Raw genomic sequence first — 16,416 nt, 5'->3', positions numbered from 1 at the left:
GCCGACCATGTTAAGGCAGTGGCTATATAATGTCGCCCGTTGGATCCAGCCGGGCCGCGGGTCACGCTGGGTGCAAGTACAACAGAGAAGCTGTGCTAAAGTCAGCCTCCTTTTTTAAAACGCCGCGTGATATGACCGACTCCAGTCCGAGCGCAAGCCCTTCGAGCTTGAAAATATACTTCCGCCTGCTCATGTACGTTAAGCCCTACGCCGGCTTGTTCGCGTTGAGTATTGTCGGATTTCTGATTTTCGCGTCGACCCAGCCCATGCTGGGGTACATCCTCAAGTACTTCGTCGACGGCCTATCCAATCCTGACGCCGTGCTGTTCCCCAGCGTACCGTTCCTGCGTGACATGAAATTGCTGCAAGCCGTGCCCTTGTTGATCATTTTGATCGCAGCCTGGCAGGGCCTGGGTTCGTTCCTGGGCAACTACTTGCTGGCCAAGGTTTCCCTGGGCCTGGTCCACGACCTGCGCGTGCAGTTGTTCAACAACCTGCTTACGCTGCCCAACCGCTATTTCGACAACCACAACTCCGGGCACCTGATTTCGCGCATCACCTTCAATGTGACCATGGTTACGGGAGCGGCCACCGATGCCATCAAGGTGGTGATCCGTGAAGGCATGACGGTGATCTTCCTGTTCGCCTCGCTGCTGTTCATGAACTGGCGCCTGACGCTGGTGATGATCGCCATCCTGCCGTTGATTGCGGTGATGGTCAGCACGGCCAGCAAGAAATTCCGCAAGCAGAGCAAGAAGATCCAGGTGGCCATGGGCGATGTGACCCACGTGGCTTCGGAAACCATCCAGGGTTATCGCGTGGTGCGCAGCTTCGGCGGTGAGGTCTACGAAGAGAAACGCTTCTTCAAGGCCAGCCAGGGCAACACCGACAAGCAACTGCGCATGACCCGCACCGGGGCCATCTACACCCCGTTGCTGCAGCTGGTGATCTACACCGCCATGGCGGTGCTGATGTTCCTGGTGCTCTACCTTCGCGGTGACGCGTCGGCCGGTGACATGGTGGCTTACATCACCTTGGCCGGGCTGTTGCCCAAGCCGATTCGCCAACTGTCGGAAGTCAGCTCGACCATCCAGAAAGGCGTGGCCGGTGCTGAAAGCATTTTCGAACAGCTGGACGAAGAACAGGAAGTCGACCGCGGCACTGTCGAGCGCGACAAGGTCAGCGGCCGCCTGGAAGTGCGCAACCTGAACTTCACCTACCCAGGCACCGAGCGCCATGTGCTCAAGGACATCACCTTTACCGCCGAGCCCGGGCAGATGATCGCCCTGGTGGGCCGTTCCGGCAGCGGCAAGTCCACACTGGCCAGCCTGATCCCGCGTTTCTACCACCACGAAAGCGGCGAAATCCTGCTCGACGGCGTAGAGATCGAGGACTACAAGCTGCTTAACCTGCGCAAGCACATTGCCCAGGTGACCCAGCATGTCACGCTGTTCAGCGATACCGTGACCAACAACATCGCCTACGGCGACCTGGCCGGTGCGCCACGGGCCGACGTTGAAGCGGCGGCGGCGGATGCCTACGCCAAGGACTTCATCGACCAGTTGCCGAAAGGCTTCGATACCCAGGTGGGTGAGAACGGCGTGCTGCTGTCCGGTGGTCAACGCCAGCGCCTGGCCATTGCCCGGGCCTTGCTGAAGAACGCGCCGCTGCTGATTCTCGACGAGGCCACTTCGGCCCTCGACACCGAATCCGAGCGGCACATTCAGGCGGCTCTGGACAAGGTCATGCAGGGCCGCACGACCCTGGTGATCGCGCACCGCCTGTCCACCATCGAGAAAGCCGACCTGATCCTGGTAATGGACGACGGCCGGATCGTCGAGCGCGGCAGCCACGCCGAGCTGCTGGCACAGAACGGCTACTACGCCCGCCTGCATGCCATGGGCCTGGATGCCCCAGTGTCGGCCGATATCACCTGAATTAAAGGTCTGGATGCTTAATGTGGGAGCGGGCTTGCCCGCGAATACGGTGGATCAGTCGATATCTTCGGTGACTGTCACTCCGCATTCGCGAGCAAGCCCGCTCCCACATTTGTTCCTCAGTGGATTCACTGCTGTGTCCTTCATCTTCTGTCACACCCTCCACAAGCGTTCCATAACCCTGTGCTAATATCGCGCCCCTGTTCATTTTGTATGTGGGTTGCTCCATGAAGTTGTCCATGCCGCGATTCGATCAAGCCCCTGTCTTGGTGGTCGGCGATGTCATGCTCGACCGTTACTGGCATGGCGGTACCTCACGGATTTCCCCTGAGGCGCCGGTGCCGGTCGTCAAGGTCGAGCAAATCGAAGACCGCCCGGGTGGCGCTGCCAACGTTGCCCTCAATATTGCCGCGCTCGGCGCCCCGGCCTCCCTGGTGGGTGTGACCGGTGACGACGAAGCCGCCGACAGCCTGGCCAACAGCCTGCGCGGTGCCGGCGTGCGCGCGCTGTTCCAGCGTATTGCCCATCAGCCGACCATCGTCAAGCTGCGGGTCATGAGCCGTCACCAGCAATTGCTGCGTATCGATTTCGAAGAACCCTTCGCCACCGACGCCCTGGCCCTCAGCGGCCAGGTCGACGAGTTGCTCGAAGGTATCAAGGTGCTGGTGTTGTCCGACTACGGCAAAGGCGCCCTGAAGAACCACCAGATGCTGATCCAGGCCGCCAAGGCCCGTGGCATTCCGGTACTGGCCGATCCCAAGGGCAAGGACTTCTCGATTTATCGGGGCGCCAGCCTGATCACGCCAAACCTCAGCGAGTTTGAAGCCATCGTCGGCGGTTGCGCCGATGAACATGAGCTGGTGACCAAAGGCGCAGCGCTGATGGCCGACCTCGACCTGGGCGCCTTGCTGGTCACCCGTGGCGAGCACGGCATGACCCTGCTGCGCCCGGATCACCCGGCGATGCACCTGCCGGCCCGTGCCCGTGAAGTGTTCGACGTCACCGGTGCCGGTGACACGGTCATCTCCACCCTGGCCGCCTCGATTGCGGCCGGTGAAGAACTGCCCCACGCCGTGGCCCTGGCCAACCTGGCGGCGGGCATTGTGGTCGGCAAACTGGGTACCGCCGCTATCAGCGCACCCGAGCTGCGCCGTGCGATCCAGCGCTCCGAAGGCTCGGAGCGTGGCGTGCTGGGCATCGAGCAACTGCTGCTGGCCATCGACGATGCCCGTGCCCACAAAGAAAGCATCGTGTTCACCAACGGCTGCTTCGATATCCTGCATGCAGGTCACGTGACTTACCTGGAACAGGCGCGCGCTCAAGGCGACCGCCTGATCGTGGCGGTCAACGACGACGCTTCGGTAAGCCGTTTGAAAGGCCCGGGCCGTCCGATCAACAGTGTCGATCGCCGCATGGCCGTATTGGCCGGTCTTGGCGCGGTGGACTGGGTGATCAGCTTCTCTGAAGGCACCCCGGAAAACCTGCTGGCCCAGGTCAAGCCAGACGTGCTGGTCAAGGGTGGCGACTACTCCGTCGATCAAGTCGTAGGCGCCGATATCGTCAGCGCTTACGGCGGTACGGTCAAAGTGCTGGGTCTGGTTGAAAACAGCTCGACCACGGCCATTGTCGAGAAGATCCGCAACAATGAGTAATGCTGAAAAGTGGGTGTTGATCACCGGAGGTGCCGGCTTTATCGGCTCGCACCTGGTCGATGCGCTACTCGCCAAGGGCTATGCCGTGCGGGTGCTGGATGACTTGTCCACCGGCAAACGCAGCAATCTGCCGCTGGATAACCCGCGCGTAGCGCTGATTGAAGGCGATGTCGCCAATGCCGAGTTGGTGGCGCAAGCTGCCGTCGGCGCGACTGCCGTGGTGCACCTGGCCGCAGTGGCTTCGGTGCAGGCCTCGGTGGATGATCCGGTGAGTACGCACCAGAGCAACTTTGTCGGCACCCTGAATGTCTGCGAAGCCATGCGCAAGGCCGGCGTGAAGCGTGTGGTATTTGCGTCCAGCGCGGCGGTGTATGGCAACAACGGCGAGGGTGCTTCGATTGACGAAGACACCACCAAGGCGCCGCTGACGCCTTACGCGTCGGACAAGTTGGCGGGTGAGCACTACTTCGACTTCTATCGCCGCCAGCATGGCCTGGAACCGGTGATTTTCCGCTTCTTCAATATTTTCGGGCCACGCCAGGATCCGTCATCGCCGTATTCCGGCGTGATCAGTATCTTCAGCGAGCGTGTGCAGCAGGGTGTGCCGATCAGCGTGTTTGGCGACGGCGAGCAAACCCGGGACTTCATGTACGTGGAAGACCTGGTGGATGTGCTGGTCCAGGCCATCGAAGCGCCCGAAGCGCCACTGGGCGCGATCAATGTGGGATGGAACCGCACGACCACGCTCAAGCAGGTGTTGCAGGCGTTGGAGGAAGTGGTAGGGCAGTTGCCGGTGATTACTTACGGGCCGGCGCGCTCGGGTGATATCCGCCATTCACGGGCGAATAACCAGCGCTTGTTGGCGAGCTTTACGCTGCCTGAGCCTACGCCGTTGAAGGTCGGCCTGGAACGCTTGCTTAACGGCTGACCTCGGTCACCTGTGGGAGCTGGCTTGTGTGGGAGCTGGCTTGCCTGCGATGCAGGCAACTCGGTACATCAGGCAAACCCAGTTGATGCCATCGCAGGCAAGCCAGCTCCCACACAAGCCAGCGCCCACATTGGATTTGCGTCAGCCCCTGGCCTTCTTCTTCGGCACGATCTTGCGCAGCACCCGTTGCGCCAATCGCTTTAACTTCGACTCTTTCTCAGGCTCCGCCAAGCCTTGCTGGCGCAGCCAATCCTTCCAGCGAATGCGCTCATCGCGCACCAGCCAGCCTTCCTGCTGGGCAAAGCTTTCCGCCAGGTACAGGCCGCGTGTGCTGGCCGGGTAGAGCTGGTCTTTCTTGACCGTATACAGCTCGGCCAGCGGCTGGCCGTCCTTCAATGGCATCAGGTACAGGTCGGGCCGCTGACGGTCCAGGCGGGCTACCAACTGGTCGCCTTCGAGGCGCTCATCCACATGGAACAGGCTCAAGGACTTGGCTTCCTTGGGGACTTCCAGGCGCAAGTCATAAATCAATTGCAGCGACGCGGTCGGCAAATGCACATAAGCGCGTGGGCGCTCGATCAATTGCATGGTGGCGCAGCGCACCGGGCGGGCGGCGCCGGACAGCGGGCTCAAGCGAAACGGCAGGGCTTCACGGTAATGCAGGGCGGCGGAGTAGGGCGCGGGCAGCCAGGTGTCATTGAAGCGCCCGCCCAGCCAGCCTTCGGGCGTCTCCAGCAGGCATTCTTCGGCAATTTCCTGGATGGCGGTGTGCAGTGGCAGGTTCAGTTCGTGGGCGGGTACGTAGCCGGAGATCAGCTTGAGCACCACATCGCCACGGTCCTGGCGGCGTTGGCGCACCAGCACCCAGTAATCCTTGTTCTGCCAATGCAGGGTCAGGCGCACCGACACGCCGAGGTTGGCCAGTTCCAGGGCGAAGCGTTCAGGGTTTGCCACTTCCACCGGCTTGCGCCGTTGCAGGGTCTGGGCGAAGTTGAGCGGCATGCCCACGCTCTGGTAGCTCAGGCCTTCGGGTGTGGCTTCGACGTGCAGCGGCAGTGTCTTGAAGTTGCTGGGGTTTTTTCTAATCAGCGTTCGCGGCATGTCGGCTCCTTCTTGCGACGGGGTCGGCCGCGTGGGCGGCATCAGAGTTGACGAATGACCTGGGCAGCGGTCGCCACGTTGTGGGCCAGGTGCAGCGGGTTAATGGTCCCGACAATAGCACTGGCGACACCCGTTTGCGCAAACAACAGCATGAAACTGGCATGAATTGGATCCATTCCTGGCTCAAGACACACGTGGCCGCTGGCCAGGGCCTTTTTCACCAGGATGCCTTTGCCGTGGGCGGCGGCGTAATCGATCACGGCTTTCTCGGCCTGTTCATTCAGATTGTAGGTGACCATCGCGCAATCACCTTGTTCCAGAGCCTTCACGCCACCTTCGACGGTTTTGCCGGAGAAGCCGAAACCACGGATCTTGCCCTCTTTTTTCAGCTGCGCCAGGGTCTCGTACACCTCGCAATCATTAAGGATATGCAGGTCGTTGCCATCAGAGTGCACCAGCACCAGATCGATAAAATCCGTTTCAAGTCGTTTCAGGCTGCGCTCGATGGACATGCGCGTATGCGCGGCGCTGAAATCGTGATGGGACACGCCGTCGGCAAACTCTTCGCCGACCTTGCTGACAATCACCCAGTCGTTGCGCTGGCCGCGCAACAGTGGCCCCAGGCGCTCCTCACTGCGCCCGTAAGCCGGCGCGGTGTCGATCAGGTTGATGCCCAACTGCTGGGCCTGGCGCAGTAACATCCGCGCCTCGTCGTCATTGGGAATCTGGAAGCCGTTGGGGTATTTCACGCCTTGGTCGCGGCCCAGCTTGACGGTGCCCAGGCCCAGCGGCGAGACCATCAGGCCAGTGCTGCCCAGCGGGCGATGCAGGTCGTGCAGGGTTGGCAGGCTCATGGCAACAGTTGCTCCCAGGCAGGTTGGCCGAGGGCCGGTTTTGGCAGTTCGGGCAGCGCGTCGCGGGCACTTGGGCGGATACCGTCGCGTTCCAGGGCGTTGAGCACACGATCAGCGAAGTCCGGCGCCAGCGCCAGTTTGGTCGGCCAACCTACCAGCAAGCGGCCTTGCTCGGCGAGGAAAGCATTGTCGGGACGGCTCAGGCCCGATTGCAGCGGCTCGGCACGGTCCACACGCAGCGTCGCCCATTGGGTCTGGCTCATGTCGATCCACGGCAGTAACTGCGCCAGCTCTTTTTGCGCAGTGGCGATCTGTTCTTGGGGTGTGCGGGCCACGCCATCCGCCTCGGCGATGTCGCCGCCCATGTACCACACCCAATTGCCATCGGCAGCCGGGTGAGTGGTGATGGTGAGGCGCGGCTTGGTGCCGCCGCCCAGGCAGTGCGCATACAGCGGCTTGAGGCCCGGGCCTTTGGCGATGATCATATGCAGTGGGCGGGTTTGCATGGCCGGTTGGCTCAGGCCCAAGGCCGTCAGCAAGTCAGCGGTGCCGCCACCGGCACTCAGCACGATGCGCTGGGCGCGGATCTCACGGCCATCGACCTTCAGGCCCACCAAAGTATCGCCTTCCAGCAGCGGTTCGATGTGTTGCCCGGCGAGCAAGCCGTCGCCGGCCAGTTGCGCCAGGCGTTCGATCAGGCTGGGCACATCGATGACCAGTTCGGCCAGGCGATAGACCTTGCCCTTGAAGCGGCGGTCTTGCAGGGCGGGCGGCAATTCGTCGCCCTTGACCTGATCGACGCGGCCACGCACAGCTTTACTGGCGAAGAAGCTGGTGAGGTTGCCGGCAATCGTGCCGGGTGACCACAGGTAATGGGCTTCAGAGAGCAAGCGCACGCCGGTCAGGTCCAGCTCGCCGTTACCCGCCAGGGCTTCGCGCCAGCGGCGCGGCATGTCGGCAATGGCTTCGGAGGCGCCGGTGAGGGCGCCGTGCAGGGCGTATTTCGCGCCGCCGTGGATGATCCCCTGGGATTTCACGCTTTGCCCGCCGCCCAAGGTCGCGCTTTCCACCACCACCGTGGAAAACCCCTGGCGGCGCAGGCGTGCGTTAAGCCAGAGGCCGGCAACCCCGGCGCCGACAATCAGAACGTCGGTGGAAATAACGGATGGCATCGGCGACCTCAGTGTTCAAGACAAGAGGCGCAGTATACAGGCTGTTGCGTGGCGGTCAGTGCCCGGCGGTTTTAGAGAACAGCTGAATCACCACCACGCCCAGCACAATCAGGCCCATGCCCAGCATTGCCGGTACATCGAGCTTCTGCCCGTAGATAAACAGCGCGGCGATACTGACCATCACAATGCCCAGCCCGGCCCAGACCGCGTAGGCAATGCCCACCGGCACCGTGCGCACCACCAGTGTGAGCATCCAGAACGCCACGCCATACCCCACAATCATCAGCAGCAGCGGAATGGGTGTACTCAAGCCTTTGACGGCTTTCATGGAAACGGTTGCGATCACTTCCGAGCAAATGGCGATGGCCAGGTAAACGTAGGCAACATTCATGGGGGAATCCTCGGTGTGATACGTGCTTGATTAGGTGCGCATTTTAACCCTTCGTGAGATGAGATAAAGTCATTACCTATCCGATTTGAAGATGGGTTGTGCCATGAGTGTGCAATGGAACCTGGAACAGATGCGCCTGTTTGTCAGCGTCGCCGAGCAGCGCTCGTTTTCGGCGGTTGCACGCGGCCAGCGCAAGGCGCAATCGGCGGTGAGCAACGGGATCGCTCTGTTGGAAGCGGACCTTGGGCTTAGCCTGTTTGAGCGCAGCAGTGGTCGCCAGCCACGCCTGACCGAAGCCGGCAGTGTGTTGCTGGAAGAAGCGCGTGAGGTGCTGCGCCAATGTGAACGGCTCAATGGACGGGCGTTGTCACTGACCCGTGGCGAAGAGGCCTGCCTGCGCCTGGCCCAGGACGAAGCCATGCTGTTCCAGCCGGTGCTCGACAGCCTTGAAGCGCTGGCCCAGCAATACCCGCTGCTGGAAGTGCAACTGTCCAGCGCCGCGCAAGGCGATGTGGCGCGCAAGCTGGTGGAGCGCAAGGCCGACCTTGGCCTGTTGTTCTATCACGACCAAATCCCCGAAGCGCTTGAGCGGCGCGTGGTGGGCAGTGTGGAAATGGTCACCGTGTGCGGCGTGAATCATCCGCTGGCCCAGGACAAATACGTGACCTGCCAACGCCTGGCGCAGTTTCGCCAATTGCTGATGTCGACCCAGACCAGCGTCTACCCAGGCAGCGAAGCCGCGAGCCCCTTGGTGTGGCGCGCCGACAGCTTCTACGTATTGGCCGAATGGCTGATGAGCGGCCTGGGCTGGGCCTGGCTGCCTCGGCACATCGTGCAGTACCCGACCTATCAACAGCAGATGGTCGAACTGGACAGCGAGTGGACGCCGCCGGCGCTGGTGGTGGAGCTGGTCTGGCGTCGCGATGAACACCTCGGCCCGGCCGCGCGCTTCCTGACCGAGCGATTTGCCGAGTGCTTGCAGGCGATCGACTGAAAAAGCCGATAAACTCCGCCGCCATGAATAGAACTCTCTACAGCTGTCTGTTTTACCTGGCGCTGCCGTTGGTGGCTTTACGTTTGTGGCTGCGCGCGCGCAAGGCGCCGGCGTATGCAAAACGTATCGGCGAGCGGTTTTCCTATGGTTTGCCGGTGATGCAGCCGGGCGGGATCTGGGTGCATGCGGTGTCGGTGGGCGAAAGCATTGCCGCCGCGCCGATGATTCGCGGGTTGATGGAGCGTCACCCGACGTTGCCGATCACCGTCACCTGCATGACGCCCACTGGCTCGGAGCGTATCCAGGCGCTTTTCGCCAATGAGCCGCGCATTCAACATTGCTACTTGCCCTATGACTTGCCTTGCGCCGCCAAGCGTTTTCTCGATCGCGTGCAGCCCAAGCTTGCGGTGATCATGGAAACCGAGCTGTGGCCCAACCATATCCACGCCTGCGCTCAACGCGGTATTCCGGTGGCGCTGGCCAATGCGCGACTGTCGGCGCGCTCGGCCAAAGGTTACGCGCGCTTTGCCAAGCTGACCGCACCGATGCTGGCCGAGATGAGCCTGTTCGCAGTACAGACAAAAACCGAAGCCCAGCGCTTTCTAAGCCTGGGTGCGCGACCGGAAACCGTTGAAGTCACCGGTTCGATCAAGTTCGACCTGACCATCGACCCTCAGTTACCGGTACGCGCCGCCGCTTTGCGCGAGCAATGGGGCGCCACCGAGCGCCCGGTATGGATCGCTGCCAGTACCCACGAAGGCGAAGATGAAGTGGTGCTTGCAGCCCACCGCCAACTGCTCGAAAGCTATCCCAACGCGCTGCTGATTCTGGTGCCGCGTCATCAGGAGCGCTTCGGGCCGATGTTCGAACTGTGCGTGCAACAAGGCTTTGCCACGGTGCGCCGCTCCAGCGCTGAGCCGGTGACGGCGCAGACCTCGGTGCTGCTCGGTGACACCATGGGCGAGCTGTTATTCCTTTACGCCCTGGCCGACAGCGCTTTCGTCGGCGGCAGCCTGGTGCCCACTGGCGGCCACAACCCGCTGGAACCGGCGGCGCTGGCCAAGCCTGTGATAATGGGACCGCACCTGTTCAACTTCCTCGAAATCAGCGCGATGATGCGCGAGGCCGGCGCGTTGCGTGAGGTGGATGATGCGCAAGGTTTGGCAGAGGCTGTGCGGCAGTTGTTCGAACTGCCGCAGGATGCGCGCAAGATGGCAGAGGCAGGATTGAAGGTGATGCAGGCCAACCAGGGCGCGTTGAAACGCTTGCTGGATGGTTTGGATAACTTGCTTAACCGCTGACTGACACTGAGCCAAAATGTGGGAGCTGGCTCCCACATTGATTTGTGGTGTGTTTAGTAGCCCGGGCGGGCCTTGAGCTGCTCGGCGGCGGCCTTGGCCAGATCCGGCGGCAGGAAATCCTTGTCCGGGTTGTAATCAGCCTTGAGGTAGCGCGTCAGGTCCTGCAAATCTCCTGGGCTGAGCGTGCCGGCAGCCTGCTTCAAACGCAGGTTGTCGAGAATGTAGTCGTAGCGGCTGTTGTTGTAGTTGCGCACCGACGAGTACAGCTGGCGTTGCGAGTCCAGCACATCGACGATATTGCGCGTACCCACCTGATAACCGATTTCCGTGGCTTCCACCGCGCTCTGGTTGGAGATGATCGACTGGCGGCGCGCCTGCACCTGTTCCACATCGGTGTTCACTGCGCGGTGCAGGTTGCGGGTGTTTTCCACCACCTGGCGGCGCAGGCCTTCGCGCTGTTGCTCGGTCTGGTCGAGGCGTGAATAGGACTCGCGCACTTGCGAGCTGGTGAGGCCGCCGCTGTAGATCGGAATATTCAGGCGCAGGCCGATGGTGCGCTGGGACACATCACCACCGTATGGCACTGGCAACTGGTTCGGGTTGCTGAAACCGAGCGCGTCGTTGTCGCCTTTTTCGTATTGCGCCACGGCGTCGAGGGTCGGCAAGTGGCCGGCCTTGCGCTGGCGCAAAGTTTCTTCGGCAGCGGTGACCGCGTAGTTGCTGGCCAGCAAGTTCAGGTTCTGGCGGCCGGCAGTTTCGACCCAGGACTTGGCGTCGTTCGGCGCCGGCGGCAGCACTGGCAGCGTATGCACGATACCCTGGATCGCGTTGTATTGGCGGTTGGTCAGGGTGATCAGCGCTTCAAAGGCATCGTCCACCTGGCGTTGGGCGACGATGCGGTTGGCGCGGGCGGTGTCGTAGCTGGCCTGGGATTGCAGCACGTCGGTCTTGTCCGACAGGCCCACATCAAAGCGTTCGTTGGACTGGTCGAGCTGGCGCTTGAAGGCGTTTTCTTCGGCCTTGGTCGAGGCCAGGTTGTCCTGGGCGCGCAGCACGGCGAAGTAGTTTTCGGCGCTTTGCAGAATCAGGTTCTGTTCGGTTGCCGACAGTTGCAGCGAAGCTTGTTCGTTGACGGCTTCGGCGGCTTGCAGCTGGAACCACCGATCGGCGCGGAACAGCGGCTGGCTCAAGGTTGCACGCCAGGAGTGCGCGTCACGGTTGGCGGTGGCTGCCGGTTGGTGGATCTGGGTGCGCACGTTATTGCTGTCGGCGCCGGCCGACAGGTTGGGCAGCAAACCGGCGCGGGCCTGGGGCACCACTTCTTTCTGTGCGCCGTATTGCGCTCGGGCGGCGGCCAGGTCGGCGTTGTTGTTCACCGCTTCCTGGTAGACGCTGACCAAGTCGGTTTTGGCGGACAAGGGCGCTTCAGCTGCCCAGACCATTCCATTGGTCGCACAAGACACGGCAAGAGCCAGTGAGAGTTTGCGCAGCATGAGGCGATCCCTAGTGTGAATATTACGGCTGTAATTAAGTGCCCAAGGCTAAGGCTGGCCATTCCTGGCGTCAAGCATTGTGACGACGCCCGAGTGTAGTGGCGCTGACCCCGCGCAACAATCCCGCAATCACGCCATTCATCACGCTGAATACACCGCTATTGGCAATTTGCCCACGCCATGGTCTAGACTGGCCGCGTTCTTGTCGGGGTGCCTTGTTGGAAGGCTGAGATCGGTAAATACCGGATCCCGTTGAACCTGATCAGGTTAACGCCTGCGTAGGGAACAAGATTTCTCGTCACCCGGCGAGTCCTCTTGTGCTTCGTCCGGGATGTTGTTCGACAATCGAACAGCCCTCGTGCCTTGCACAGCACTGGTTTCAGTGCGTCCATCCGTCACAGGTTCGCTCCGACAAAAATCCACCGCCTGGATAAGTTGGAGAGCCCGTGATGAGTACAAGACCAAAAAACAACACCGTGCATTTGAGTGAGTCGGCCAAGGTCGACACAGGCTCCGTGCAGCCGTTTACCCGCTCGCAGAAAATTTATGTGCAGGGCTCGCGTCCCGATATCCGTGTGCCCATGCGCGAAATCAGCCTGGACGTGACACCCACCGAGTTCGGCGGTGAAATCAACGCCCCCGTGGTGGTCTACGACACCTCCGGCCCGTATACCGACCCCAACGTCATCATCGACGTGCGCAAAGGCCTGGCCGATGTGCGCTCGCCGTGGATCGAAGAGCGTGGCGACACTGAGCGTCTTACCTGCCTGAGCTCAAGCTACGGCCAGGAGCGTCTGGATAACCCGGAGCTGGCCTACCTGCGCTTTGCCCACCTGCAAAACCCGCGCAAAGCCAAGGCCGGCGCCAATGTGAGCCAGATGCATTACGCGCGCAAAGGCATCATCACGCCGGAGATGGAATACGTCGCCATCCGCGAAAACATGAAGCTCGAAGAAGCCCGTGCCAGCGGCTTGCTCAAGCAGCAGCACCCGGGCCACAGCTTTGGCGCGAGCATCCCGAAAATCATCACGCCTGAATTTGTCCGCGAAGAAATCGCCCGTGGTCGCGCGATCATTCCGGCCAACATCAACCACACCGAATTGGAACCGATGATCATCGGCCGTAACTTCCTGGTGAAGATCAACGGCAACATCGGCAACAGCGCCCTGGGTTCGTCCATCGAAGAAGAAGTGGCGAAGATGACCTGGGGCATTCGCTGGGGCTCGGACAACATCATGGATTTGTCCACCGGCAAGCACATCCACGAAACCCGCGAGTGGATCATCCGCAACTCGCCGGTGCCGATCGGCACCGTGCCGATCTACCAAGCCCTGGAAAAAGTCGACGGCATGGCTGAGGAGCTGACCTGGGAGCTTTTCCGCGACACGTTGATCGAACAGGCCGAGCAAGGCGTGGACTACTTCACGATTCATGCCGGTGTCTTGCTGCGTTACGTGCCGCTGACCGCCAACCGCGTGACCGGCATCGTCAGCCGTGGCGGCGCGATCATGGCCAAGTGGTGCCTGGCCCACCACAAGGAAAACTTCGCCTACACGCATTTCGAAGAAATCTGCGAAATCATGAAGGCCTATGACGTCAGCTTTTCCCTCGGTGACGGCCTGCGCCCAGGCTCGGTGGCCGATGCCAACGACGCAGCGCAATTCGGCGAGCTGGAAACCCTTGGCGAACTGACCAAGATCGCCTGGAAGCACGACGTGCAAACCATGATCGAAGGCCCCGGCCACGTGCCGATGCAGTTGATCAAGGAGAACATGGACAAGCAGCTCGAATGCTGCGACGAGGCGCCGTTCTACACCCTCGGCCCGCTGACCACCGACATTGCGCCGGGCTACGACCACATCACCTCGGGCATCGGTGCGGCGATGATCGGCTGGTTCGGCTGCGCCATGCTCTGCTACGTCACGCCCAAGGAACACTTGGGCTTGCCGAACAAGGATGACGTGAAGACCGGGATCATCACCTACAAGATCGCCGCCCATGCTGCGGATTTGGCCAAAGGGCATCCGGGCGCACAGATTCGCGACAACGCCTTGAGCAAGGCGCGCTTCGAGTTCCGTTGGGAAGACCAGTTCAACCTCGGCCTGGACCCGGACACCGCGCGGGCTTACCACGATGAAACCTTGCCGAAGGAATCGGCCAAGGTCGCGCATTTCTGCTCGATGTGCGGGCCTAAGTTCTGCTCGATGAAAGTCACGCACGAAGTACGCGAGTACGCCGCCAACCAGCGCATTGAAGCGGTGGACGTGGATGTGGCCAAGGGCTTGGCCGAGCAGGCGGAGCGGTTCAAGCAGGAAGGCAGTCAGCTGTACAAGAAGGTCTGATCCGGGATTGTAAGCGCCTGTACGGGCCTCTTCGCGAGCAAGCCCGCTCCCACATTTTGAAGGTATTCACAGATCAAAATGTGGGAGCGGGCTTGCTCGCGAAGGCGGTCTCTCAAACAACACCTGCCCCTCAGAGATAACACCCTTGAGCATTCAACCGAGTACTTACTCCCCGGACATCGCGGTGCCCGCTGACAAGCGCGTGTTCGGCGCCCGCGACCTGTTCTCCTTGTGGTTCTCCCTCGGCATCGGCCTGATGGTCCTGCAAACCGGCGCCTTGCTCGCGCCGGGCTTGGGCTTGTCCGGCTCGTTGCTGGCCATCTTCCTCGGCACGCTGGTCGGTGTGTTGTTGCTGGCCGCCGTCGGTGTGATCGGCAGCGACACCGGCCTGTCCGCCATGGCCGCGCTCAAGCTCAGCCTTGGCAGCAAGGGCGCGAGCCTGCCGGCGCTGCTGAACTTGTTGCAATTGGTCGGCTGGGGCTCGTTCGAAATCATCGTGATGCGCGACGCCGCCAGCCTGCTGGGTACGCGCGCGTTCAGCGAGGGCAGCCTGTTGGCCAGCCCGTTGCTGTGGACCCTGTTTTTCGGCGGTTTGGCCACCCTGCTGGCCGTCAGTGGGCCGCTGACATTCGTGCGCCAGATCCTGCGTAAGTGGGGCATCTGGCTGCTGCTCGCCGCTTGCCTGTGGCTGACCTGGAACCTGTTCGCCAAGGCCGACCTCACGGCGTTGTGGGCCAAGTCCGGTGACGGCTCGATGCCGTTTGCGGTGGGGTTTGATATCGCTATCGCCATGCCGCTGTCGTGGCTGCCACTGATCGCCGACTATTCACGTTTCGGCCAGCGCGCCCAAAGCGTGTTCGGCGGCACTGCACTGGGCTTCTTTATCGGTAACTTCTGGCTGATGAGCCTGGGCGTGGCCTACACCCTGGCGTTTGCGCCCAGTGGTGAAGTGAATGCGCTGTTGTTGGCCCTGGCCGGTGCTGGCCTTGGCATTCCGTTGCTGTTGATTCTGTTGGACGAGTCGGAAAACGCTTTTGCCGATATTCACTCGGCGGCGGTGTCCAGTGGGATTCTGTTGCGCTTGAAGGTCGAGCACTTGGCGTTGGTCATTGGTGTGATCTGCACCTTGATCGCCTGCCTGGCGCCGTTGGCGCAGTACCAGAACTTCCTGCTGCTGATCGGCTCGGTATTTGCGCCGCTGTTCGGCGTGGTGCTGGTGGATCACTTTATCCTGCGCCGCCGTGGCCAGGGCACGGTTGCCAACCTGCATTGGCCGGCGCTGGTGGCCTGGCTGGGTGGCATCGGCACCTATCACTTGCTGGCCAACCTGTATCCGGATATCGGCGCAACCCTGCCGGCGCTGGTGCTGGCAGGGTTGTTACAGCTGGTGCTGGGGCGTGCGGTCAGTGGCGCGCAGGCATCAGCTCAGGCTTGAGCACGCCGGTAAGGCGCGCATAGGGGATGGTCATTTCGATCAGCCCCAATGCGTAAGGGGCGATGGTGCTTACGTTGTACTTGAGCACCACGCCAGCGCTGGTCAGGGCCACGTTCGGGGTTTTCTGGAACGGCCAGCTCTTGACGAACTCCGGGTCGCGGTCCATCTGCGAATTGATCAGCCAGCTGTTGTGGGCGACTTTCGCGGTGTTCCAGAACGCCTGTTCCTGGCCCGGCAGCAGCATGTCAGCCAGGCTCAGCTCTTTGTGCTGCAGGCGTGAATAGTTGATGAAACCACGGCCGGGCTCGCCGTGGGCGGCGCCGGTATCCAGGTAGCTGGACACTTCAATGATCACCAGTCCGTCATGCTGCTCACGTACCTTGGCCTGCAAGTACATGCTGTTGCGGTCGGGCGACTCGCGCAGGAATTTGTCGCGGTAGGCATTCAAGGTCGGCGGCACGCTGGCGCCGGGTGTGGTGCGGGTCATTTGCAGCAAGCGTTGCTCAACAATGCTGTCCAGCTGCGGCTCGCTGGGAAAGTGCACGGTGTCGATGTTCACCAGCGGGCAATCCGGGCTGTTGCAACCGGGTTTGATCTGTTCGGAGGTGTTCGGCTTAGTGTCCAGGGGCTTGAGGTAGCTGGGCTGGAACAGGCTCTGGCAAGCGCCCAGAGTCAAGGCAATACAGGCCACGGAGGCGATTTTTAAAAGCGACATGTGCGTCCTTCGTAAATCGATGGAAAGCGAAAAAGAGTAGCGCTTCGACTGCGAACAAAGCCGTCAGTTCGCCACTAAGCTGATTAGAGTGAGTTTGACGT

13 protein-coding genes and 1 riboswitch are annotated in these 16,416 nt (G+C 61.5%); of the genes, 7 read left to right on the top strand and 6 right to left on the bottom strand.

Features of this window, described 5'->3' with window-relative positions:
- Positions 1–131: 131 nt before the first annotated feature.
- From msbA to FFI16_RS24260, 3 genes are all read left to right on the top strand, one after another.
- Positions 132–1,937, top strand: coding sequence for a lipid A export permease/ATP-binding protein MsbA (msbA, locus tag FFI16_RS24275; RefSeq protein WP_138817141.1), 1,806 nt, complete (start codon positions 132–134; stop codon positions 1,935–1,937).
- Between the two features lie 227 nt (positions 1,938–2,164).
- Positions 2,165–3,589: a bifunctional D-glycero-beta-D-manno-heptose-7-phosphate kinase/D-glycero-beta-D-manno-heptose 1-phosphate adenylyltransferase HldE gene (hldE, locus tag FFI16_RS24265; RefSeq protein ID WP_138817139.1), complete on the top strand. Its 1,425-nt coding sequence runs from the start codon at positions 2,165–2,167 to the stop codon at positions 3,587–3,589.
- On the top strand, positions 3,582–4,517 hold the full coding sequence (locus tag FFI16_RS24260; RefSeq protein ID WP_138817138.1) for an NAD-dependent epimerase/dehydratase family protein: 936 nt from the start codon (positions 3,582–3,584) through the stop codon (positions 4,515–4,517). Before hldE ends, FFI16_RS24260 begins: the two co-directional genes overlap by 8 nt.
- 141 nt (positions 4,518–4,658) lie before the next feature.
- Here the strand turns inward: FFI16_RS24260 and FFI16_RS24255 are convergent, their stop codons facing one another.
- From FFI16_RS24255 to FFI16_RS24240, 4 genes are read right to left on the bottom strand one after another with little or no spacing between them, the layout of a single operon-like run.
- Positions 4,659–5,618 carry a metal ABC transporter ATPase gene (locus FFI16_RS24255; RefSeq protein ID WP_138817137.1) on the bottom strand — a complete coding sequence of 320 codons (960 nt, stop codon included), beginning with the start codon at positions 5,616–5,618 and terminating at the stop codon, positions 4,659–4,661.
- A 41-nt stretch (positions 5,619–5,659) separates the two neighbouring features.
- Complete coding sequence (locus tag FFI16_RS24250; protein ID WP_138817136.1) at positions 5,660–6,472, bottom strand: aldo/keto reductase; 813 nt, start codon at positions 6,470–6,472, stop codon at positions 5,660–5,662.
- Positions 6,469–7,644 carry an FAD-binding oxidoreductase gene (locus FFI16_RS24245; protein WP_138817135.1) on the bottom strand — a complete coding sequence of 392 codons (1,176 nt, stop codon included), beginning with the start codon at positions 7,642–7,644 and terminating at the stop codon, positions 6,469–6,471. The genes FFI16_RS24250 and FFI16_RS24245 overlap by 4 nt, the downstream gene beginning before the upstream one ends.
- Positions 7,645–7,699: 55 nt before the next feature.
- Entirely contained in the window at positions 7,700–8,035 is a 336-nt protein-coding gene (locus FFI16_RS24240) for a multidrug efflux SMR transporter (protein WP_017138493.1), read from the bottom strand.
- Positions 8,036–8,138: 103 nt separating this feature from the next.
- Here FFI16_RS24240 and FFI16_RS24235 point away from each other — a divergent pair, with 103 nt between their 5' ends.
- Positions 8,139–9,029, top strand: a complete 891-nt coding sequence (locus FFI16_RS24235; RefSeq protein WP_138817134.1) for a LysR family transcriptional regulator — start codon at positions 8,139–8,141, stop codon at positions 9,027–9,029.
- Between the two features lie 23 nt (positions 9,030–9,052).
- Entirely contained in the window at positions 9,053–10,330 is a 1,278-nt protein-coding gene (gene waaA / locus FFI16_RS24230; RefSeq protein ID WP_138817133.1) for a lipid IV(A) 3-deoxy-D-manno-octulosonic acid transferase, read from the top strand.
- Positions 10,331–10,383: 53 nt separating this feature from the next.
- Here waaA and FFI16_RS24225 read toward each other — a convergent pair whose 3' ends face one another.
- Positions 10,384–11,823 (bottom strand): TolC family outer membrane protein, encoded by a 1,440-nt coding sequence (locus FFI16_RS24225; protein ID WP_138817132.1) that lies wholly within the window; start codon positions 11,821–11,823, stop codon positions 10,384–10,386.
- A gap of 196 nt (positions 11,824–12,019) precedes the next feature.
- Positions 12,020–12,125, top strand: a riboswitch (TPP riboswitch).
- Between the two features lie 147 nt (positions 12,126–12,272).
- Here FFI16_RS24225 and thiC point away from each other — a divergent pair.
- Both thiC and cytX read left to right on the top strand, forming a co-directional pair.
- Positions 12,273–14,165: a phosphomethylpyrimidine synthase ThiC gene (thiC, locus tag FFI16_RS24220; protein ID WP_138817131.1), complete on the top strand. Its 1,893-nt coding sequence runs from the start codon at positions 12,273–12,275 to the stop codon at positions 14,163–14,165.
- A 145-nt stretch (positions 14,166–14,310) separates the two neighbouring features.
- Entirely contained in the window at positions 14,311–15,600 is a 1,290-nt protein-coding gene (cytX, locus tag FFI16_RS24215) for a putative hydroxymethylpyrimidine transporter CytX (RefSeq protein WP_138817130.1), read from the top strand.
- Here the strand turns inward: cytX and FFI16_RS24210 are convergent.
- Positions 15,569–16,315 carry an RsiV family protein gene (locus FFI16_RS24210; RefSeq protein ID WP_138817129.1) on the bottom strand — a complete coding sequence of 249 codons (747 nt, stop codon included), beginning with the start codon at positions 16,313–16,315 and terminating at the stop codon, positions 15,569–15,571. The genes cytX and FFI16_RS24210 overlap by 32 nt on opposite strands.
- Between the last annotated feature and the right edge of the window lie 101 nt (positions 16,316–16,416).

Origin of the sequence: Pseudomonas sp. KBS0710, from assembly GCF_005938045.2 — a bacterium.
Classification (GTDB): domain Bacteria; phylum Pseudomonadota; class Gammaproteobacteria; order Pseudomonadales; family Pseudomonadaceae; genus Aquipseudomonas.
The sequence above is the reverse complement of the archived record's forward strand: the minus strand, read 5'-3'. Positions and strand labels throughout refer to the sequence as shown.